Below are 21,142 nucleotides of genomic sequence, written 5' to 3'. Positions count from 1 at the left end.
AAGCCTGCGTGAAGCAGGCTTTATTTTACTTAACTACGGATTTTAGCGTTTTACACCGCCGTATGCCGTATCCAAGTTGCGGTCGGTTTTAAACTTGGCAACACCGGCCAGCGCGCTTGCGTTGTGACCGAAGAAGTGGCCTTCGGTTTTACCGAAGTGGCCGTTGGCGCGGGCATAACCTTCAAACGATGCGCTAGACGGTTTGATGCGGGCATGGACATCCATGTTTACCGCGTTGTTCTTCATAGAACCCGCCAAGACGCGTTGACCGAAGTCTGCGCGCAAAGTACCCGCCATCGGGTTGTTGCCGGTGTAGTTGTTGATGCCTTTAACTGCGTAGTTGGCTACGCCTGATACCGGCATAGAGGTAGCGCGTTTGTCGCCAGAGTAGAAAACGCCACGATTGGTGCCTTTAGCGTATTCTTTGCCGACCCATTCACCGTAGTACACTTCAGAGCCGCCGCTCTTGATGGTGTTGAACGCATAGCGGCCGAGGTTTTGACGGGTGTATGCGTCGTTAACCTGTACGGTTTTGACGCCGTTGCGGTCTACATTGCCGGGCATGCGGTTTACGTTGGTGTAGTGTACGCCTGAACGGTAGGCAGCGTGTTTCATCACTTTTTCGCCTTCGGCTTCAGATGCGGGTTTGCCCCATTTTTTGCCGTATTTGTGGTTTTGGTAACCGTAATCAAATGGATTGTAGGCATTGTTGGCGGCAAATACGCCTGCGCTGAACAAAACAGCCAAAACAGCAGCGGTGGTTTTTTGCAGATTCAGTTTCATGATACGCTCCTTAGGGGAAAAACGATGGTTGGGAAAATAATGTTCCGTCGGTGTCAGTGTGAGCAGACTATCGTTCGTTATGTGAGGAGACTTTTGTTTTTCTTTTTTCTTGAACATCATTCTAGAGGGGGAATGTTAGAGGAGAATTAGCGGATGTTTTAGGGAGTGTCTTAATGAGATAAGAATATTTATTTTTGGTTAAGATGTATAGTGGATTAACTTTAAACCAGGACGGCGTTACCTCACCTTAGCTCAAAGAGAACGATTCTCTAAGGTGCTGAAGCACCAAGTGAATCGGTTCCGTACTATCTGTACTGTCTGCGGCTTCGTCGCCTTGTCCTGATTTAAAGTTAATCCACTATATTTGGAATCGGCGCGGACGGTATGATGCTGTCCGCCAAATTGCCCGTGGTTACGTTGTTTTGTCCCGATGGATATTCGATTTGCGATTAGGCTGATGTGTTAGAGGGAAGTTGTCCTCAAACAAAAAAAGGTCGTCTGAAACTTTTCAGACGACCTTTTTCAACAACATTATTAGCGGATGTTGACATACGCGCCTGAGTGCAGGTCGCGCAGCAGGTTGGTTGTAGCCTGTTGGGCTTTTTGCTCGGACATGTATTGGCGTACGGCGTTGCGTTGACGCTCTTCGGGCGTACCGGCGTCACGGACGTCGTTAAGCTTGATGATGTGCCAGCCGAATTGCGTGCGTACGGGTGGGCTGACTTGACCGGGTTTGAGTTTGTGGACGGCTTCTTCAAACGGCGCAACCATCATGCCGTCGGCGAACCAGCCCAAATCGCCGCCGCTGCTCGCGCTGCCGTCTTGCGAATATTGGCGCGCCAAACCGGCAAAGTCAGCGCCGCTGCGGGCTTGCGCGTAGATTTTGCGGATGGTGCTTTCCGCGCCTGCCGCCGCGTTGTCGTTGTCGGCTTTAATCAGGATGTGTTGCGCATTGTATTGGCGCATCGGTTCGCCTTCGGGCAGGGCAACGCCTTGTTGGCGCGCGCGTTCGATGAAGCTGTTGACTTCGGCATCGCTGACGCGGCTGTTTTGCATCACGGCCTGCTGGCGCACTTTTTCCATAATGATGGTGTCGGCGATTTCACGACGGGTGTGTGCGGACGGATTTTTCAGCGACGGCGTTTGGGCGATGACGGCATCGATTTCGGCATCGGTCGCTTGAATGTTGCGGCGTTTGCCCGCTTGAACAATCAGGGATTGGTTGACCAGTTGCGCCAGGACTTGCTGGCGGAGTTCGTCTTCGCTGATTTGCGTGCCTTTGGGAAGGTGTTGGCGTGCTTCGGCAATAGCATGTGCCAGCTGGCGCTGGGTAATGACTTCGTTGTCGGCAATGGCGGCGATGCCGTCGGAAAGGCGTACGGCGCCCGAATCGGCAGGCGTGGCTGCCGCTGCCTGTTTTGCTGCTTTCTGCGTTTTGACCGGCTTGCCTTTGGATGCGGCTTTGGGCGCGGCGTGTGCGTTCAATGCCAGACCGAGTGCGGCGGCAAGAATCAGGGGTTTGACGTTCATGGGGTAACTACCTCGTTGGTTTTGCTGTAGCCGGGAATGGCCAAGCGCAGTTTTTCAAATGGATTGTTGCCGAGATTGCTCAGGTCTTTGAGTTGGAGATTGAAGAATACGGCATTTTTGCGGCTGTTTTCGCCGGTTACGTAGCGTTGTCCGACGAGGCTCGCGCTCCAGCAGCCGCAATCGCTTTTGTATTCCGCGCCAACCGAGATTTCAAGCGGTTTCTTGGCTTGGATTTCGTAGTTGTAACGTGCGACGGCGTAAAGGTTTTTACGGATGGGCCATTGCGCCGCCAAATCGATTTGGCGGATTTTGTCGTAGAAATAGTTGCCGTCCGATTGCAGGTAAATGCGTTCGTTGCGGCCGTATTTGTAACGCGCGCTCAATACTTTGCCCGGTTCGGGATTGTAGCGGACGGTCGCGGCGTAGCTTTCGGCGCGGCTTTCGTTTTGGTTGTAGTGGATATCGAAGCCGGCATGGATGCTGTCGCTCAGTTTGCCGTGCGCGAAGCCGACCCAGTCGGATTGGCTGCGTTCATAACGGCCGACGCTGCCGTCCAGCAATACGTTGTCGTTTTTGAAATAAAACTTCTGTCCGATGCCGGCACGGAACAGCTCGGCACCGTTGTTCGGATTGAGGAATCGGGTTTGCGCGGCGGCGGTCAGGCTGTTGGCGGAGTTGATGCGGTCGTTGCCGACGTACAGATTTTCACGGAAAAGTTGGTTGTAAGAGAAGCTGTTTTCCGAGGTGTCGAAATTGGGTAAGTCGTTTTGGGACTTGGTCGGGATGTAGTTGTAGAACAGGCGCGGTTCGAGGGTTTGAAGATAGGCTTTGCCGAACACATTGGCGTTGCGCTCGAAGGTCATGCCGGTATCGACGTTGAATATCGGCAATACGCGGCTGACGCGGCGGCTGGATTGGTTGCCGAACGAGCCTAAGTCGTAATAAGTCGCGTGTACGCCGATTTTCGGACGGATATAACCCCATTGGTTGTTGAAATCCCAACGCACGCTGGGATACAGCACGGTACGACTGCCGTCTTGTTTGCTGTCGTGGACGAAACGGGTGAACTGGCTGAATACGTTGATATTCGCCTTGCCTATGGTTTTCTGCCAACGTCCGGTCAGGCGCGGCATGATGGCGTAGGGTTCGTCTTTGTAACCGTTTTGGTTGGCAAGGGTTTGGTATTTCTGTACGTTCAACGCGCCGTCAAAAGAGCCGCCCCAGATATTGTCGCCGTAGTTCAGCCACAATTGGCGGTTGAGGTTGACGTTGCTGGCAATGTCCTCGCGTCCGTAGAAATCGCGGTAGTAATTGTCGTCTGAAACTTGATTGAAGTTGATGCCGCCGCTGAGTTTGTCGGTCAGTTGGTGGTTGTGGTCAAACTTGATTTGATAGCGGTTGTTTTCATGGCGTTTTTTATCGTGCGGCATCCAATCGCCGTCAATGACGCCGTTAAATTTCGGCTCGAGATAGCGGACCTGTCCGCCAAGCTGCACGCCGCGCGAGCTGATGATGCCGGGGCGGAAGGTGGCGTCCAAGTTGGGGGCGAGGTTGAAATAATAGGGAAGGGCGAGTTCCAAACCGTCCGAACCGGTTGACAAGGTCGGCACCAACAGACCGCTCTTGCGATGGCCGTTGAGCGGGAAATCCGCCCAAGGCGTATAAAGTACGGGAACGCCGCCGAACACCAGCGACGCGTCTTTTGCCACGCCTATGCCCGTTTCCTGATCGGTTTCGATGCTTTTCGCTTTGATGAACCAACTCGCATCACCGGGCGAGCAGGTATTGAATTTGGTATTGATGAGCTTGTACAGCCCTTTGCCTTTCATTTCCGCCTTTTCGCTGACGCTTTGGAGGCGGCGGCCGTCTTTTTCGGCATCGACGCGGACGTATTCGCTCGAGCCGGTATTGTCTTTCAGGTTGTACACCAAAGTATCGCCGCTGACGGTCGAACCGTCTTGATACAACGTAAAGCGGTCGCCCGCCCTGACGGTATCGCTGGTTTGGTCGTAATCCGCCCAATCGGCGTTCAACACTTCCTGATTGCGCTCGATGATGACATCGCCTTCGGCGCGGACGGCGACTTTAGACTGTCCGGCAACCTTGTCCGCAATCACGCGGGTGTAATCCTGCGGCAGGGCTTCTTCGCCACTGCGTTTGATTTCAGGTTGCTTGTTTGCTTCGGAAGCCTGATGCTGGCAAAACAGGCAGGTATCGCCTAAGGACAATTTGTCCTGATCGGCCGGACGATGGTTCTCCACGCTTTGAACCGCAGGCGGGGTGGCCTTTACCGGCTCGTAATCGGCAGGTTGCGGCAAAGATGCATTTTGCGCATATGCCCCTTCCGCGCCGAAGCCGACGCTTAACGCCAAAACCAATGGTTTGAGTGAAAATAAACGAGCCAAAATCGCCCCTTAAATCGGTTTGCCAGTTAGAATAGCGGTTATTTTAACCTGAAAATCCGCGACACCGCTATGCAACGACAAACCGAATTACAAAATTGGCTTCACGCCGTCTATCCCGAACAAAACTTCGAATTGAGCTTCGCCGCCGCCGATGCCGACTTCCGACGCTACTTCCGCGCTACGTTTGCCGACGGCAAGACCGTCATCTGCATGGACGCGCCGCCCGATAAAATGAGCGTCGCTCCTTACCTAAAAGTGCAAAAACTTTTCAATATGCTTAACGTTCCCCAAGTATTGCACGTCGACGAAGCGCAAGGATTTATGGTGCTCAACGACTTGGGCAGCACCACTTTCCTGACCGCCATGCAGCAAGAGCAAGGCACGGATGCACACAAAGTCCTGTTGCTTGAAGCCATAGACGAACTGGTCGAGCTGCAAAAAGCGAGCCGCGCGGGCGAATTGCCCGAGTACGACCGCGACATCATGCTGCGCGAAATCAACCTTTTCCCCGAATGGTTCGTCGCCAAAGAACTCGGACGCGAACTCAACTTCAAACAACGCCAGCTTTGGCAGCAAACCGTAGACACTCTGTTGCCGCCGCTGCTTGCCCAGCCGCAGGTGTACGTCCACCGAGACTTCATCGTCCGCAACCTCATGCTCACAACCGACCGACCCGGCGTACTCGATTTCCAAGACGCACTCTACGGCCCGATTTCCTACGACTTGGTTTCCCTCCTGCGCGACGCCTTCATCGAATGGGAAGAAGAATTCGTATTGGACTTGGTCATCCGTTACTGGGAAAAAGCCCGCGCCGCCGGATTGCCCGTACCCGCCGCGTTTGACGAGTTTTACCGCTGGTTTGAATGGATGGGCGTACAGCGTCATCTGAAAGTCGCCGGCATCTTCGCCCGCCTGTACTACCGCGACGGCAAAGACAAATACCGCCCCGAAATCCCGCGTTTCCTCAACTACCTGCGCCGCACCTCCCGCCGCTACACCGAACTTGCACCGCTTTACGCGCTGTTGGTCGAACTGGTCGGCGATTATGAATTGGAAACCGGGTTTACGTTTTAGCCTTTTGTAACGGAAACAGCCTGTGCCACCCAACGGTGCAGGCTGTAAAACCATTCCGTTCAAACATCTTGTCATCCGATCTGTTCCGTTTTAAAGGAAAGGCCCATGCCCAAATACTCCGATATCTGCGCTGCCGCCCGTGCCGGCGATTTGGCTGCCGTGCAGGATATGGTTCAAGCTGATCCCCAAACCGTTTTCACGACGGACAAATACGGCTTCAACGCGCTGCACGAAACACTTGTTGCTGATAATTGCGGCAATGTCAATTTTGAATTGGTGCGGTTTTTGGTTCATGCAGGCTGCCCGATCAATCAAATCAGCAAAGGCAGCCACCCGCGTTCGCCGCTTTGGATAGCCGCTGAATTCTGCCCCGACACTGAAATCGTACAATTCCTGATCGACAACGGCGCAGATTTAGCCACGCTGGAATCCGACGGCAGGCATGTGGTGGACTGCATCGACAATCTCCAAGAACAAAAAGCCGTTCAACAACTACTCAGCACACTGACGGGACAGCCGCTTCCCGAACCGCCCCCACTGCCCAAATATCCCGAACAGCGCACCGATACCGCCACATGGCGTAAAACCACAGCTGCAATCAAAAAAGCCTTTGCCCAACTGGAACGCGCAGGCATCATCGCTATACCTAACGCAAGCTATACCGTTGGAGAATGTATTGCTGAATGCTTCGATAAATTGGAACAGCAGCCCGACCGCAGCCGTTTCACGGGTTACTGCTTCTATACTGAGCCTAATAAAAATCGGGCAAGGGAATTTGGTTGTCTATACCTGAACTACGGCATGATTGCGGAGGATGAAAGCGGTATTGCTGAATTGGCGGATAACATAGTTTCTTTATTGCAGCAGCAAGGCTTCGATGCGGAATGGAGTGGTAATCCGGATGATTACATCAATGTATGGTTGCAACCGTTTTACGCTGCCCTAGCAAGCTAATCAGTTTCACTATATAGTGGATTAACTTTAAACCAGTACGGCGTTGCCTCGCCTTGCCGTACTATCTGTACTGTTTGCGGCTTCGTCGCCTTGTCCTGATTTAAATTTAATCCACTATATTTTTTTATTCTCTTAATGGTTTGGGCATTTTGAGTTAGTGATATCAGATAAAAAGGTCGTCTGAAAACTGAACTGGCCCCCAAATCTTGGACACTCATAAAAGCCTATTCAGGCGCTCTGTGCAAGCTGGGTTCTGTATGCGACAGGACTCAGCTTTTTCAATTTCAAACTGCAACGCTCCCGGTTGTAGTAATCCATATAGTCATCTATCTGCTTCATCAATTCGTCCACCGTCAATTCACCTGCGTTATAGAAACACTCTGTCTTCAACACCGCAAAGAAGCTTTCCATCGGTGCATTGTCCCAACAATTCGCCTTTCGCGACATGCTTTGAACCATGGAATGTTGGGCAAGCAATTCCCTATATCCCGACGTACGGTACAGCACACCTTGGTCAGAATGAAGCATCGTTCCTTCGCCGGTCAGATGGGGGGCGGCTTTTTCGAGCATTTCCTTCACCATTTCGCTGTTAGCATTGCGGCTCATGGCGTAGGCGATGATTTCGCGGTTGAACAAGTCCAATATTGGCGAGAGGTACAGTTTGCCGTCCTTTCCTTTGAGTTCGGTCACGTCGGTCAGCCATTTTTCGTTGGGCTTTCGGGCTGTGAACCGGCGTTTGAGGAGGTGTTCCGATATCTCGCCCATGGCGGGATGGCGGTAGGCTTTTTTCGCCCGTATGAGGGCTTTCAGTCCTAGCTGCCTCATCAGCCGCGCTGCTTTTTTGCGGTTCCAACCCAATGCTGCGGCAATGCGCCTTTGTCCGTAGCGTCCTTTATGCTGTTCGTAGATTTCGGCGATAAGGGCTTTGTCGGCTGCGTCGGGGTCGGGCCGGTCTTGACGGTGGTAGTAAAAGCTGCTTTTGGGCAGGTTTGCGATGTGCAGCAGGTATTTGAGCGGGTGTTGCGCCCTCAGTGTTTGGACGGTTTGGCTTTGTCCTTTTCGGTCTGTTTTTGGCTGAGGGCTTTTAACTCCTTTAGGTAGGCGACCTCTGCGCGCATATAGCACAACTCTTCGATAAGCTCTGCCTGTGTTTTTTCTTGGTCGGGTTTATCTGCGATGAAGGGGTTTTTGCGGTGTTGGGGCATGGTTTTGGATTGGGGATGTTCGAGTGCGCCGATACCGCCTTCTTGATAGGCGCGTATCCATCGTCTCAGGTGGGTTCGGGAAATGCCGTAGTGGTCTGCAGTACGCTGTTGGCTGCGTATATGCAAGTAGTGGAGTACGGCTTGGTATTTGAAGTGTAATGTATATTTGCTCATAAAAAAACTGCACCTTGTGAGTTGGAGGGGATGTGTCCAACTTTTGGGGTGCAGTTCAAACCCGAAACAGGGTTTCAGACGACCTTTTTCATTGGAGTAACAAATTAGCCGAGACCTTTGCAAAATTCCCCAAAATCTCCTAAATTCCCACCCAAGACATTTAGGGGATTTCTCATGAGCACTTTCTTCCAACAAACCGCACAAGCTGAAACCTTTACAAAATACCTCCAGTTTGGGAGGTTCTTTTAGAAAAACATTCCTCTAAAGCGAGAGTTTTAAATGAAAAACAATTTAAAAAAGAGTTTGGTCGCTATAAAAAGTAATTTCTATATAGATGAATTAACTTGTTCTTTGTTTAATCATAGAAAAGCTTTATCTATTTTTGTCATAAATAAATCCGTATTATTTATTATAGATAATTTGGAAAATTTCATATTAAACATGAAATTAGACCTAGATTTGGATTTTAAAAACGGTAATATTACGTTAGAACAATATCAGGATGAAATGAATAGTTATTATTACCGAAACGGCATCTGGCAGTTAACTAAGGACAATTTCGAAAGCTATCTTCAATCAGATTCAGTCATTGTATTAAAAAAGGATGAATTGAAGGAACTGATGTTTCAGGGGTTTACTTCTGCTGAAGCAGTAAGGTTATATTCCGTTGTTGAGAACAAGCTGTCGTACAATGATCCTATCTCAGACTCTGGCCAGCAAAGCGATTTCTTAAAAATCAATCAGATTTCTTCGAGGCTGCCTTTGTTCTATATCAATTTTGATACGGAAGTGTATCTGCATATGGATTGGGACAGATGTCATGAAGATTATGTCTATGACGTCTGGTTTTCAAAAGCAATGGATTTTGGATATTTAATACCAGACGAATTCTGTTACTGGAAAATTGAAGGGAGAGATTATTGGAAATTTAGACAATTATAAATATAAGCAAGCCATAGCTTGTATGAATTCAAAAGGTCGTCTGAAAACAGAAAAACCGTTTCAGACGACCTTTTATCTTTTCCGGCAAACCCAGTTTAACCTCTGCGCAATACGGCGTTGTTGACGTATTTTTGGATGCCGGTGGCGATGGCGTCGGCGCATTGGCGGCGGAAGGAATCGCTGCCGAGCAGCCGCTCTTCGGTCGGGTTGGACAGGAAGGCGGTTTCGACGAGGATGGACGGGATGTCGGGCGCGCGCAGGACGGCGAAGTTGGCTTCGTCAACGCGGCCTTTGTGGAGTTGGTTGAGTTTGCCCAATTCGGTCAGGACGGAATGTCCGAGCTTGCGGCTGTCGCGCATGGTGGCGGTTTGGGTCATGTCGAGAATGGCATTATCGACGCTGCGGTTGCCGCTTTTGGCAACGCCGCCGATGGCGTCGGCGTTGTTTTGGGTTTGGGCGAGGAATTTGGCGGCGGAGCTGGTCGCACCTTTGGTGTTGAGCATATACACGCCGGTACCGCGCGCGGACGGGCTGGTGAAGGCGTCCGCGTGGATGGAGACGAACACGTCGGCATTACGGGCGCGGGCTTTGGCGACGCGCACGCCCAATGGGATGAAGATGTCTTCGTTGCGGGTCATGTAAACGGTGTAGCCTATGCTTTCAAGGCGGTTTTTGGCTTCGCGGGCGATGGAGAGGACGACGTTTTTCTCTTTCAAGCCGCTGGGTCCGATGGCGCCGGGGTCTTCGCCGCCATGACCGGGGTCTATCATAATGACGGGACGGCGTCCGCCGCGGTTGGAACGCGCAGGCGTGTCTTGGGCAATGTTTGTGCGCTCGGCAGGACGTTGGGTTTGCATGCGTTTCGGCGGGTTACCGTTGAGCAGCGCCATCATCGGGTCGTTGGCATCGACGCCGTGCGGATAAAGGTCGATCACGAGGCGGTTTTTAAAGCCGCCGACAGGGGCAAGCGAGAAGACTTGCGGATGAGCGTTTTGCTTGAGGTCGATCACGACGCGCACGGTCGTCGGGGTATTTTGTCCGGCGCGGATGCTGCGGATGTAGGGGTCGTCGGGCAGGACTTTGCCGGAAATGCCTTGCAGGACGCTGTTGATGTTGGCGTTTTGGATGTCGACGACGAGCCTGCCGGGGTTTTCCAAGGCGAAATGCTGATATTGCAGCGCGCGCGAGCTTTCGATGGTGATGCGGGTATATGCGTGCGAAGGCCAAATACGGGCGGCGACGAATTGGGCGGGCGGCGCGGCTTTGGCGAGGGCGGAGGCAATCGGCGTGAGGGTGAACAACAGTCCGGCAGTTTGGCGGACGACTTGTCTTCGTGTCAGTTTGAATTTAACCATGCTTCTAAACTTTTTTGTCCGTTGGCGGTGTGTGCGGTAGCGGTGCAGGTTCTGCCCTGCTCGGCGTGATTCAGGGATACGGTGATGTCTGCGGGCGGCGTGAACGCGCCGCCCTGTTGCGGCCATTCGATGATGCAGACGCTGTCAGGGGAGAACAGGTCGTCTAGACCCGCATCTTCCCACTCTTCGGGCGAGGCAAAGCGGTAAAGGTCGAAATGATGGAGCGTGAACGCTTCCAGCGGGTAGGATTCGACGATGGCGTAGGTCGGGCTTTTGACCGCGCCGGTGTGTCCGAGTCCGCGCAGGATGCCGCGCGTGAACGTGGTTTTCCCCGCGCCCAAATCGCCTTGCAGATGGATGACCAATGGCGCACGCAGCGATTTTGCCCAACTTCCGCCCAACTCGAGTGTGGACTCTTCGTCGGGAAGCCGGCGGGAAAAGGTTGCGCCCTCGCTCATGAAATCAGCCTTATCGTGTTCTAAAGACCTTAATTATGCTGTATTTACGGGCATTTGCAAACATAAGGGAGGATAAAGTTAGATAAAGATGTTCAATCGGCATCTTTGCCGTCTGCCGTCCAAACGCCGCAGAGGTCGTCTGAAAATACCGTTTCCGCACAACTCAAACCCTTTCAGACGACCTCCGTCCCTGTTAAGCCTTGCGCCGAACGTGTACAATCCGCCCCATCATACCTAATCCGTACAAACCGCATCATGACTATCAGCAAACAACGCCCCATCGGCGTTTTCGATTCCGGCGTCGGCGGCCTGACCAACGTCCGTGCCCTGATGGAACGCCTGCCGATGGAAAACATCATCTACTTCGGCGACACCGCCCGCGTTCCCTACGGCACCAAATCCCGCGCCACCATCGAAACCTTCGCCATGCAGATTGTCGATTTCCTGCTGGAAAACGATGTTAAGGCACTGGTCATCGCGTGCAACACCATTGCCGCCGTTGCCGGACAGAAAATCCGCCAAAAAGCAGGCAATATGCCTGTATTGGACGTGATTTCCGCCGGCGCACAGGCCGCTCTGAACACCACGCGCAACAACAAAATCGGCATCATCGCCACCAACACCACCGTCAACAGCAACGCCTACGCCCGCGCCATCCACGCCCAAAACCCCGACACGCTCGTGCGCACGCAGGCGACGCCGCTGCTCGTGCCGCTGGTGGAAGAAGGCTGGCTTGACCATGAAGTGACCCGCCTGACCGTGCGTGAATATCTCAAACCGCTCTTGGTGGACGACATCGACACGCTCGTCCTCGGCTGTACCCACTTCCCGCTACTCAAGCCCCTGATCGGCAAGGAGGCGCAAAACGTCGCCCTGGTCGATTCCGCCATCACCACCGCCGAAGCCACCGCCCAAGCACTCGCCCAAGCAGGGTTGCTCAACACTGAAAACGACAGCCCCGACTACCGCTTCTACGTCAGCGACATCCCCCTGCGCTTCCGCACCATAGGCGAACGCTTCCTCGGACGCAGCATGGAACAAATCGAAATGGTCTCGCTGGGATAAGGCGTATCCCGCATGCCAAAACGAGAGGTCGTCTGAAAACTCGAAACACGAGTTTTCAGACGACCTTTGTTCTGTTTCCTGTCCGGATTTAGAAACTGTAATTCACCCGCGCCGTATAAGTACGCGGCGCGCCGGGCATGGCGTCGGAACGCCAGTATTTTTGATTGAACAGATTGCCGACGGCGAAAGTGAGGTTCAGATTTTTGCGGTTCCAGCCGAGCATGGCGTCGGTGCGGACGAAGCCGGGAAGCGTGGTGGTTGCTTTTTGGCTCGAATTGTAGCCGTAGCGTTTGCCCGTACCGGTTACGCCGATTTCGCCGTAGAGGTTTTCAGTCGGCGTGTAACGGAAAAACAGGTTGCCGGTAACGTTGCTGGTGTTATTCAAATGGATGCCCACGCGGTTGGGATTTTCCTTGTCTTCAGCCACTTTCGCCTGCATTACGCCCAATGATCCGCGCAGGTAGAGTTTTTTGGGGATGATTTGTCCGATGGCGGACAGCTCCACGCCGCGCGAACGATGTTTGCCGCTGACTGCCCAAGTGTAGGGATCATTTTGCGCATCAGGGCGGTAGCGGATATTGAAGCGTTCGATTTGGTAAACCGACAGGGTGGTGTCCAAACGATTGTCCAGCCAACTGCTTTTGACGCCGGTTTCGTATTGGCGGGTGTACTCGGGGGCGGCGTTGAACACGGCGGCAGACGAAGTGTCGATACTCAAATAGCCGCGTCCGCCGTAAGGCGCGAAGCCTTTGTTATATGAGGCGTAGAGCGTGTGGGCGGGCGTTACGTTCCACACTGCGCCGATGTTGGGGCTGAACGAATGGCCGCTGTATTGGCGGCTGCTGCCGGTGAGTTTGTTTTCTGAATTGAAGGTGTACTTGTCGTAACGGCCGCCGAGGACGAATTTCAAGTCGGGCGTGGCTGAGAAGATGTTTTGCACGAAAATGCCGTAGGCGTCGGCTTTGTGCCGGTTTTGGCTGACGACGGGTTGCAGCCTGCCCGAAGCCGGCCAGCTTGCGCGGTCGTAGGGGTTTATGGAGGCGGAAAAGTCGCGGTGGTAACCTACTGTCGGGTTGCGGTGTTCGCGGCTGTAATCCATGCCTACGGTCAGGTGGTTTTCAAAACGGCCGATGTTGTAGTCGCCGTTGAGCGTGAAGTTGGACGACAGGGTTTTGTTGTCGGTTTGCTGCCAGGCGTAGTTGCGTTTGATTCGGCTGCCGTTTTCGCTGCCTGCATGAAAATGGTCGAAATCCTGCGCCGCCGTGCGGTGGGCAAGCTGCCATTGGGCGCGCCATTTGTCGTTGAAGGCGTATTCGAGGTCGGAACGCCAAACTTGCAGCTTGTCTTTGACAAAATCGTTCGGGTGGGCAAAACCCATGCGGTAAGGCAGTCCGAAGCGGTCGTACACGGACTTGGTCGGGCTGCGGTCGGGCGTGCGCTCCACATTGTCGTAGGTGTATTGCCCCGTCCATTTCAAGCCGTTGTCGAGTTTGACGGTAATGCTGGGCGAAACCATGACGTTTTTGCTGTCTATGCCGCTGCGGAACGAATTGGCGCGCCCGACTTCGCCGGTGAGGCGGATGGCGACGTTTTTGTTCAGCACTTCGTTGATGTCCATATTCAGGCTGCGGTTTGCCCACGAGCCGTAAACCGCACCGATGTTGCGGCTTTGTTTGAAGTTGGCGTATTTGCTGACCATATTGATGACGCCGCCGCCATTGGTGCGGCCGTAAAGGACGGAAGACGGGCCTTTCAGGATTTCCACGCGCTCGATGTTGGCAGTGCTGCGGCGCACCTGGCCGCTTTCGCGCACGCCGTCGCGGTAAATATCGGATGCGTCGGCTTGAAAACCGCGCAGGAAAATGCTTTCGCCGCGCATATCGTAGGCAGCGTCGATGCCGGCATTGCCTTCGAGGATGGAACTCAAATCGTTTGTACCGTAATTTTTGTTTTTCTGGATATTGAGCGTATCGACGGTTTGCGGCGTTTCTTTAATGAGCTGGCCGTTGCGGGTAACGGCGGCTTCGTCGTAGTTGATGTAGCCTTTGAGTACGCTGGTGTCGGACTGTCCGACCACGGTAACGGTGGGCAGGGTGGCAGTGTAATGTTCGCTATCGGTGGTATCGGCGGCATACAGCGGGAAGGCGGAGGCAATCAGGGCGGGAAGCAGGGAAAGGCGGGCAGAATATTGCATGTTCAACTCGTAAGATGAAGGGATGCGACATTAGACCTCTTGCGAAAATATTCATCCCATCGCATTAACCAGTCCTGCAATCAGATTTACCCTTAACCCGAACCGTTTCCGCCTGTTGCGGTAAGGCAGCGACAAGATTTTGAATATCTTCAGTTTCCTGTTGATGTGCTCGATGACGGTTCTGAGTTTGCCTAACCGCCTGTTCGCCTCTTTATCCTGTTTGTTCAGCGGATGATGTTTGGATTTCTTTTTCGGGGTCTGTAATCCGGTTTTAGCCAATCCTTGATAACCCTTATCCGCAATGACTATTTTGTAGGGATAAAGCTCTGCAAGGTGCCTCTTGGCTAAACGCATGTCATGCTGAGCACCCATCCCCGTCCGGATGCTGATGATTTTTTCAGTTTCTCTGCCGTATATGACCTGGATTTTAACCGTGTGCCGCTTTTTCTTGCCGCTGTAATACTGCCGCTGTTTTTTTGGGACGTTCAATCGGGCTTTCGGTAACGTCAATGATGACCGTTTGATCGCCCAGATTCTTGTGTTTTGGCAGGGAAAAGCGTTTGCAACGGATGAGGGCGTCCTCGGTTTTACGGATGGTGCGGCAGACATTACTTTCAGAAAGGCCGTAGATGGCGGCCAATTCGAGTTGGGTATGGTAATGACGCAGATAGCTCAGGGTAAGCAGCAGTTGGTCTGCCAAGCTGAGCGTATGCGGCCTGCCTGACTTGACCTTCCGGCTTTCTGCTTCTGTGGTGACTTTCAGCATTTCGTGAAAAAGGACGGGCGTTACACCTGTGAGCCGTTTGAATTCCCTGTCGCTTCTTTGGATGAGGTTTTCGTATTTCATTTGGGAATTGTAAATCTTCAGGATACTTTCGCAAAAGGTCTATTATAGGAAATATTTTTGCTTAATCGAAATAATTGATAATAATTATCTTTATTTATGACAAATCGTGTTTATAGTGGATTAAATTTAAATCAGGACAAGGCAACGAAGCCGCAGACAGTACAAATAGTACGGCAAGGCGAGGCAACGCCGTACTGGTTTAAATTTAATCCACTATATATTTTGCAACGAAGCAGCCATAAAACGAAAGGTCGTCTGAAAAGCCCTGTTTCGGGTTTTCAGACGACCTTGGCAATATTCAGAATCAACGTTCGGAAGGCTCAAACCTTCTTCAAAACCACCATATGCCGTTCTGCATCCAAGCCTGGGACGTGGAGGGCTTCGACGCGTTCGACGGCGACGGTGTCGGGGAGTTTGGCGATTTCTTCTTCGGGGTATACGCCTTTCATGGCGATCCAGCGACCTCCGTCTTTCAGCAGGTGTGCCGTCCAGTTGACGAAGTCGGCAAGTTCGGCGAAGGCGCGGCTGGTGATGATGTCGGCTTGGAAGTCTTGAACGGCTTCGACGCGGCCGCTGACGACGCGGACGTTACTTAGTCCGAGTTCGATGACGGCTTGTTGCAGGAAGGCGGTTTTTTTGGTGTTGGCGTCCAGAAGGGTGATGTTGAGGTCGGGACGGCAGATGGCGGCGGGAATGCCGGGCTGTCCGCCGCCGGAGCCGACATCCAGCATAGTGTGCGCGCCTTGGAGGTAGGGGAGCAGGGTCAGGCTGTCGAGCAGGTGGTGGCTGACCATTTGCGCTTCGTCGCGCAGGGCGGTGAGGTTGTAGGTCTTATTCCACTTTTTGAGCAGGTCGGTGTAGGCGAGCAGTTGGGTTTGCTGTTCTGCGGATAGGTCCAAACCTAATGCCTGTATTCCTGATTGGAGTTGCTGTGTCGGGGTCATGGTGTTTGTCCGTGTTTGTGTCGGGCGTTATGGTAGCGGAAAAAAAGGTCGTCTGAAAGGCGTGGGTTATTAAGGGATTAGGTTCTCAAGGCGGTGGAGTTGTAGCGTGGGCTTTGCCCGCGAAACTTGTTGTCTGACAATTTGAAACCATCTTTATTTTCACATTTATTTCGTGGGCAAAGCCCACGCTACGGTTTCAGACGACCTTTGGGTGTTTTCGGGAACGGTTGGTATTTCATTTTCCGAGCGAGTTGTAGCGTGGGCTACGCCCACGAAACTTGCCGCCTGATAATTTGAATCCATCCGTGTCTTTGCACTCATGCCGCGGGCAAAGCCCACGCTACGGGGTTCAGACGACCTTCGGGTGTTTTCGAGGAGCGGTTGGTATTTAATTTTCTGAGCGAGTTGTAGCGTGGGCTATGCCCACGAAACTTGCTGCCTGACGATTCGAATTTGCCCATCGTTTTTGCACTCATGTCGCGGGTAAAGCCCGCGCTACGGGTTTCAGACGACCTTCTTTGCGTTTTCCAGCATTAAGACAAATTGTGCCAAGTCTTGCGGCAGCGGGGCTTTTAAGATGAGTTTTTCGCCTGTCAGCGGGTGGTCAAGGTGCAGCTCGGCGGCGTGGAGGAACATTCGTTTCAAACCGAGTTTCTGGAGGCGTTTGTTGGCTTGGTAGTCGCCGTAACGTTCGTCGCCGGCGATAGGGCATTGCTGGGATTGCAGGTGGACACGGATTTGGTGGGTGCGGCCGGTTTTCAGGGTGGCTTGTACGAGGGTGAGGTGTGAGAGGCCGACTTGGTGCAGGAGGTCGTCTGAAAAGCGGTTGAGTACGCGGAAGATGGTGTGTGCGGATTGTCCGTCTTCGCTGACGCGCACCATTTTTTCGCCTTGCGCGCCGGTGTATTTGAACAGGGGCAGTTTGACGTGGAAGCTGTCGTTCGGCAGTTTGCCTACGCCCAGCGCGAGGTAGATTTTTTTGGGGTGGTCGTTGCGGATGGCTTCGTGCAGTTTGACGAGTGCGCTGCGTTTTTTGGCGATCATCAAGAGGCCGCTGGTGTCTTTGTCGAGGCGGTGGACGAGTTCGAGATAGCGTGCTTCGGGGCGGGCGCGGCGGATTTGTTCGATGACGCCGAAACTCACGCCGCTGCCGCCGTGGACGGCGGTGCCTGCGGGTTTGTCGATGACGAGTAACGCGTCGTCTTCGTAGATGATGTTGAATTCGCGCGCGGGTACGGCTTGGGCGCGGTTTTCAGATGACCTTTGTTTTTCGGCGGTGTGCACGGGCGGGATGCGGAGCAGGTCGCCTGTTTGGATGCGGCTGTCGGGCTTGCAGCGTTTTTTGTTCAGGCGCACTTCGCCGGCACGGATAATGCGGTGGATATGGCTTTTGGGTACACCTTTGAGGATTTTTATCAGATAGTTGTCAAGGCGTTGGCCAGCTTCGTGTTCGGCGACGGTAATCAGGCTGACTGAATCTTTGCTTATTGCGTGCGTTTTCATCTATAATCCCGAACATCCGTTTCGGCAGAAACCTGTACAAACAGGCCGTATGGGACGGATGGTATTGTTAAAACGAGATTTTATATTAAAAACGCACTCTGCAAAGCATTTTCCCTGCGTTTATGCCAAAGCCCGTAAACGCAGGAGCGTAATTAAGTTTGATTTGATTTTGCCGATTTGACCGGGCATAAGACGAGGGGCGGGTGTTTGACAAACCTGCCGCGCCGCACCGTTCGAAACTTCCGGCATAACGATAATAAGAAGATGTCGGCTACCTGTTTTCTAAGCCGGACCTGTACCGTCCGGACTTCGGCGGCGGACGGAGCGTTCCGCCGCATTGTTCTTTATTGCCTTCTTTATCCGTACCCTTCCGCACACGGCCGCATTGTTTTGGGCGGCGTGCAACCTTGCGGACTTCAATTCAAAAACTGATTGCTCATCCGGGTTTCTGCATCCCGCGCCGAAAAGGGGCGTGGGCTATGCCCAATCCCATCTGTCTCGCAGAGTGTCTGACAAAGAGCAGGCAGGTCGTCTGAAAAAGGCTGCCCGCCTGTGCGAGGTAATCATTATGAAAAGAATGTTGTTCAATGCAACGCAGGCCGAAGAGCTGCGCGTTGCTATTGTCGATGGGCAAAACCTTTTGGATTTGGACATCGAAACGCTGGGTAAAGAGCAGCGCAAAGGTAATATTTACAAGGGTATCATCACCCGTATCGAGCCGTCGCTGGAAGCATGTTTCGTGGATTACGGAACCGACCGCCACGGCTTTTTGCCGTTTAAGGAAGTATCGCGTTCGTATTTCCGCGATTACGAAGGCGGCAGGGCGCGTATTCAAGACGTGCTCAAAGAAGGCATGGAAGTCATCGTTCAAGTCGAAAAAGACGAACGCGGCAACAAAGGTGCGGCGCTGACCACCTTCATCAGCCTTGCCGGACGCTATCTGGTATTGATGCCGAACAACCCGCGCGGCGGCGGCGTATCCCGCCGTATCGAAGGCGAAGAGCGTCAAGAACTCAAAGCCGCTATGGCAGAACTCGACATTCCGAACGGCATGAGCATCATCGCGCGTACCGCCGGTATCGGCCGCAGCGCGGAAGAGTTGGAATGGGATTTGAACTATCTCAAACAGCTTTGGCAGGCGATCGAGGAAGCCGGCAAGGCACACCACGACCCTTACCTCCTCTTCATGGAAAGCTCGCTGCTCATCCGCGCCATCCGCGACTATTTCCGTCCCGACATCGGCGAAATTCTGGTGGATAATCAAGAGGTTTATGACCAAGTTGCCGAGTTTATGAGCTACGTCATGCCGAGCAACGTAGGCCGTCTGAAACTCTATCAAGACCACACGCCGCTGTTCTCCCGCTTCCAAATCGAACACCAAATCGAAAGCGCGTTCGCCCGCAGCGTCAGCCTGCCTTCAGGCGGCGCGATTGTGATCGACCACACCGAAGCCCTGGTTTCCATTGACGTCAACTCCGCCCGTGCCACCCGCGGCTCGGACATCGAAGACACCGCTTTCAAAACCAATATGGAAGCCGCTGAAGAAGTCGCCCGCCAAATGCGCCTGCGCGACTTGGGCGGTTTGGTCGTCATCGACTTCATCGACATGGAAAACCCCAAGCACCAGCGCGATGTTGAAAACGTCCTGCGCGACGCGCTCAAAAAGGACCGCGCCCGCGTCCAAATGGGCAAACTCTCCCGCTTCGGCCTTTTGGAATTGAGCCGCCAACGCCTGAAACCCGCTTTGGGCGAAAGCAGCCACGTTGCTTGTCCGCGCTGCGCCGGTACCGGCGTCATCCGCGGCATCGAATCGACCGCCCTGCACGTTTTGCGCATCATTCAAGAAGAAGCGATGAAAGACAACACCGGCGAAGTGCACGCACAAGTGCCCGTCGATGTCGCCACCTTCCTGCTGAACGAAAAACGCGCCGAGCTGTTTGCGATGGAAGAGCGTTTGGACGTCAACGTCGTCCTGATTCCGAATATCCATCTGGAAAATCCGCACTACGAAATCAACCGCATCCGCATCGACGACGTAGAAGAAGACGGCGAACCGAGTTACAAACGCGTTGCCGAGCCGGAAGAAGACGAATCCGCCAAACCTTTCGGCAGCGAAAGAGCCAAAGCCGCCCGTCCCGAACCCGCCGTCAAAGGCGTGCGCCATACCCAGCCTGCGCCGACCGTATCCGAACAGAAAAGCGGTTCATGGTGGGATAGCTTCAAAGCATGGCTCAAACGCATTTTCGGCGGCAATACCGCAGCCGAAACCGCGCCTGTTGCCGAAGTGGCAGAAAAACGCACTTCAAGCGGCAACAACCGCAACAACAGCCATTCCGGCAACCGCCGCGCAAACAACCGCCGCCAAAACCCGCGCCGCAACAATAGGCACGACGGCAGCAAGGTAGAAGTGCGCGAAGTGGCGGACTTCAAAGACAAAGCAGCGGACAATCAGGCAGCGGAAAACGAAACCCGCAACGCCAAAGACAACCGCCGCAGCCGCAACCGCCCAAACGAGCGCAACGCCGCAGCGGAAGCCGAAAACCTCGAAGTCCAAGCACTTGCCGCCGCAACGTCGTCTGAAAACGAATCCCGTTCAGGCGAGCAGGCGCAAGGCAACAAACGCCGCCGCAACAACAACCGCAACGAACGCAACCGCGAACAAGCGGACATCCGCGCGGAAGAAACCCTGTCCGAAGCAGTGGACAACGTGGCGGAAGAGGGCGTACAAACTGCCGAGGCTAATGCACCGAAAGGCAACGAACGCCGCCAACGCGAGCGCAACAACCAACGCGACCGCCGCGAACGCAACAATCAGCGCGACCGCCGTCAAAACGGTAAAAAACGCAATATTCCGTCTGCCGCCAAAATCGAGCAGTACCTGAATATTCACGATACCGCCGACAAAGTCCTCTTCGCAGCCGCACACGTTATGGGCGATACCGTCGAAGAAGAGCCGTTTGCCGTAACCATCCCCGCTCCTGAGGATAGCGGCGAACCTTTGGTTGTCGTGGTTTCCGAACCCGTTACCGTTGCTGAAGAAGCGTTCGTGTTCTCCATCGAAGGCGAAGATGTGGATAGCGACATCCTGATCGAAGACAGCACCGATGACGAATGCAGCATCATCGACTCCGCCATCGGCAGCGTTGAAGAAACTTCGACTTCCGTGTTCGCCATCGAAACCGAAGACGGCTACCAACCGATGACCGCCGTCCCTGCCGAAGGCGAGGTCGAAGCCGTTGCCGAAATGGAGGAAGAACTGGTCGTTTGGAAAGCCGAGCGCGAAGCCGCTGCCGCCATCGAAGCCCTTGCCGCAGCAGCAGCGGCTGCCGCAGCTGCCCAAGCAGCAGAATCCGAACCGCAAACTGTGCCGGCAGTAAGCCAAGTGGAAGTAACCGAACCGGAAGAAACTGCTGCTCCTGCCGTTGCCGTTATGCCCGACTTAGGCGGTTTGGTGTTTGTCGAAACCAATCCCGAAGCCGTCGCCGCTTTTGCCGAACAGGTTCAGCCCGAACCTGAATCCGGCCTGCGCCGCTCGGATGTGCCGAAAGTTGAAGCCGAACCCGTTGCCGCCGCCGAAATGGTCTTGGTGGAAACGCGCAAAGACTAAAGGCTGAAAGAAGAGGGCATCGCTAAGATGCCCGAATCGATATAGTGGATTAAATTTAAATCAGGACAAGGCGACGAAGCCGCAGACAGTACAGATAGTACG

17 protein-coding genes and 1 pseudogene are annotated in these 21,142 nt (G+C 53.6%); 6 read left to right on the top strand and 12 right to left on the bottom strand.

What is annotated here, in order from left to right; genetic code table 11:
• Positions 1 to 42: 42 nt before the first annotated feature.
• From ACMYUL_RS05245 to ACMYUL_RS05235, 3 genes are all read right to left on the bottom strand, one after another.
• Positions 43 to 783: a Slam-dependent surface lipoprotein gene (locus ACMYUL_RS05245; RefSeq protein ID WP_342031694.1), complete on the bottom strand. Its 741-nt coding sequence runs from the start codon at positions 781 to 783 to the stop codon at positions 43 to 45.
• A gap of 534 nt (positions 784 to 1,317) precedes the next feature.
• Positions 1,318 to 2,313, bottom strand: coding sequence for a peptidylprolyl isomerase (locus ACMYUL_RS05240; protein ID WP_415772424.1), 996 nt, complete (start codon positions 2,311 to 2,313; stop codon positions 1,318 to 1,320).
• Positions 2,310 to 4,718, bottom strand: a complete 2,409-nt coding sequence (locus tag ACMYUL_RS05235; protein WP_415772422.1) for an LPS-assembly protein LptD — start codon at positions 4,716 to 4,718, stop codon at positions 2,310 to 2,312. Before ACMYUL_RS05235 ends, ACMYUL_RS05240 begins: the two co-directional genes overlap by 4 nt.
• A gap of 69 nt (positions 4,719 to 4,787) precedes the next feature.
• Here ACMYUL_RS05235 and amgK point away from each other — a divergent pair, with 69 nt between their 5' ends.
• Positions 4,788 to 5,792 (top strand): N-acetylmuramate/N-acetylglucosamine kinase AmgK, encoded by a 1,005-nt coding sequence (gene amgK, locus ACMYUL_RS05230; RefSeq protein ID WP_415772420.1) that lies wholly within the window; start codon positions 4,788 to 4,790, stop codon positions 5,790 to 5,792.
• Positions 5,793 to 5,897: 105 nt separating this feature from the next.
• Positions 5,898 to 6,746 (top strand): DUF6891 domain-containing protein, encoded by an 849-nt coding sequence (locus tag ACMYUL_RS05225; RefSeq protein WP_070513087.1) that lies wholly within the window; start codon positions 5,898 to 5,900, stop codon positions 6,744 to 6,746.
• Positions 6,747 to 6,974: 228 nt separating this feature from the next.
• Here the strand turns inward: ACMYUL_RS05225 and ACMYUL_RS05220 are convergent, their stop codons facing one another.
• Positions 6,975 to 7,871, bottom strand: a complete 897-nt coding sequence (locus ACMYUL_RS05220) for an IS3 family transposase (RefSeq protein ID WP_415772418.1) — start codon at positions 7,869 to 7,871, stop codon at positions 6,975 to 6,977.
• Entirely contained in the window at positions 7,775 to 8,125 is a 351-nt protein-coding gene (locus tag ACMYUL_RS05215) for a helix-turn-helix domain-containing protein (protein WP_003756443.1), read from the bottom strand. Before ACMYUL_RS05215 ends, ACMYUL_RS05220 begins: the two co-directional genes overlap by 97 nt.
• Before the next feature lie 279 nt (positions 8,126 to 8,404).
• Here ACMYUL_RS05215 and ACMYUL_RS05210 point away from each other — a divergent pair, with 279 nt between their 5' ends.
• Positions 8,405 to 9,067 carry a hypothetical protein gene (locus ACMYUL_RS05210; RefSeq protein ID WP_415772416.1) on the top strand — a complete coding sequence of 221 codons (663 nt, stop codon included), beginning with the start codon at positions 8,405 to 8,407 and terminating at the stop codon, positions 9,065 to 9,067.
• A gap of 95 nt (positions 9,068 to 9,162) precedes the next feature.
• Here ACMYUL_RS05210 and ACMYUL_RS05205 read toward each other — a convergent pair whose 3' ends face one another.
• On the bottom strand, positions 9,163 to 10,422 hold the full coding sequence (locus ACMYUL_RS05205; protein WP_415772414.1) for an N-acetylmuramoyl-L-alanine amidase: 1,260 nt from the start codon (positions 10,420 to 10,422) through the stop codon (positions 9,163 to 9,165).
• A complete protein-coding gene (gene tsaE / locus ACMYUL_RS05200; RefSeq protein WP_003767098.1) occupies positions 10,404 to 10,880 on the bottom strand; it encodes a tRNA (adenosine(37)-N6)-threonylcarbamoyltransferase complex ATPase subunit type 1 TsaE in 477 nt (158 codons plus the stop codon). The genes ACMYUL_RS05205 and tsaE overlap by 19 nt, the downstream gene beginning before the upstream one ends.
• A gap of 255 nt (positions 10,881 to 11,135) precedes the next feature.
• On the opposite strand from tsaE, the gene murI reads away from it, so the two are divergent.
• Positions 11,136 to 11,945 carry a glutamate racemase gene (gene murI, locus ACMYUL_RS05195; protein ID WP_003779418.1) on the top strand — a complete coding sequence of 270 codons (810 nt, stop codon included), beginning with the start codon at positions 11,136 to 11,138 and terminating at the stop codon, positions 11,943 to 11,945.
• A gap of 88 nt (positions 11,946 to 12,033) precedes the next feature.
• Here murI and ACMYUL_RS05190 read toward each other — a convergent pair whose 3' ends face one another.
• Both ACMYUL_RS05190 and ACMYUL_RS05185 read right to left on the bottom strand, forming a co-directional pair.
• Positions 12,034 to 14,139, bottom strand: coding sequence for a TonB-dependent receptor (locus ACMYUL_RS05190; protein ID WP_415772412.1), 2,106 nt, complete (start codon positions 14,137 to 14,139; stop codon positions 12,034 to 12,036).
• A gap of 51 nt (positions 14,140 to 14,190) precedes the next feature.
• Positions 14,191 to 14,986, bottom strand: a protein-coding gene (locus ACMYUL_RS05185; RefSeq protein WP_415771101.1) for an IS5 family transposase whose coding sequence is annotated in 2 segments (ribosomal slippage) — positions 14,191 to 14,619 and positions 14,621 to 14,986 — 795 coding nt in all. Because the reading frame shifts where the segments join, the coding sequence is not laid out codon by codon here.
• A gap of 108 nt (positions 14,987 to 15,094) precedes the next feature.
• On the opposite strand from ACMYUL_RS05185, the pseudogene ACMYUL_RS05180 reads away from it, so the two are divergent.
• Positions 15,095 to 15,220, top strand: a pseudogene (locus tag ACMYUL_RS05180) (IS5/IS1182 family transposase); the annotation flags it as partial.
• Positions 15,221 to 15,306: 86 nt separating this feature from the next.
• Here ACMYUL_RS05180 and rsmG read toward each other — a convergent pair.
• The 3 genes from rsmG to ACMYUL_RS05165 all read right to left on the bottom strand — a co-directional run bounded on the left by rsmG (position 15,307) and on the right by ACMYUL_RS05165 (position 17,433).
• Positions 15,307 to 15,930 (bottom strand): 16S rRNA (guanine(527)-N(7))-methyltransferase RsmG, encoded by a 624-nt coding sequence (gene rsmG, locus ACMYUL_RS05175; protein WP_415772410.1) that lies wholly within the window; start codon positions 15,928 to 15,930, stop codon positions 15,307 to 15,309.
• 165 nt (positions 15,931 to 16,095) lie between these two features.
• Positions 16,096 to 16,233 (bottom strand): hypothetical protein, encoded by a 138-nt coding sequence (locus ACMYUL_RS05170; protein WP_415772408.1) that lies wholly within the window; start codon positions 16,231 to 16,233, stop codon positions 16,096 to 16,098.
• Positions 16,234 to 16,434: 201 nt separating this feature from the next.
• Complete coding sequence (locus ACMYUL_RS05165; RefSeq protein WP_415772406.1) at positions 16,435 to 17,433, bottom strand: RluA family pseudouridine synthase; 999 nt, start codon at positions 17,431 to 17,433, stop codon at positions 16,435 to 16,437.
• A 568-nt stretch (positions 17,434 to 18,001) separates the two neighbouring features.
• Here ACMYUL_RS05165 and ACMYUL_RS05160 point away from each other — a divergent pair.
• Positions 18,002 to 21,040 (top strand): Rne/Rng family ribonuclease, encoded by a 3,039-nt coding sequence (locus tag ACMYUL_RS05160; protein ID WP_415772884.1) that lies wholly within the window; start codon positions 18,002 to 18,004, stop codon positions 21,038 to 21,040.
• The last annotated feature ends 102 nt before the right edge of the window (positions 21,041 to 21,142 follow it).

It is taken from the genome of Neisseria sp. CP9 (assembly GCF_047758525.1).
Lineage (GTDB): Bacteria > Pseudomonadota > Gammaproteobacteria > Burkholderiales > Neisseriaceae > Neisseria.
Note: the sequence above shows the minus strand (reverse complement) of the source record. Positions and strands in the feature narration are given on the sequence as shown.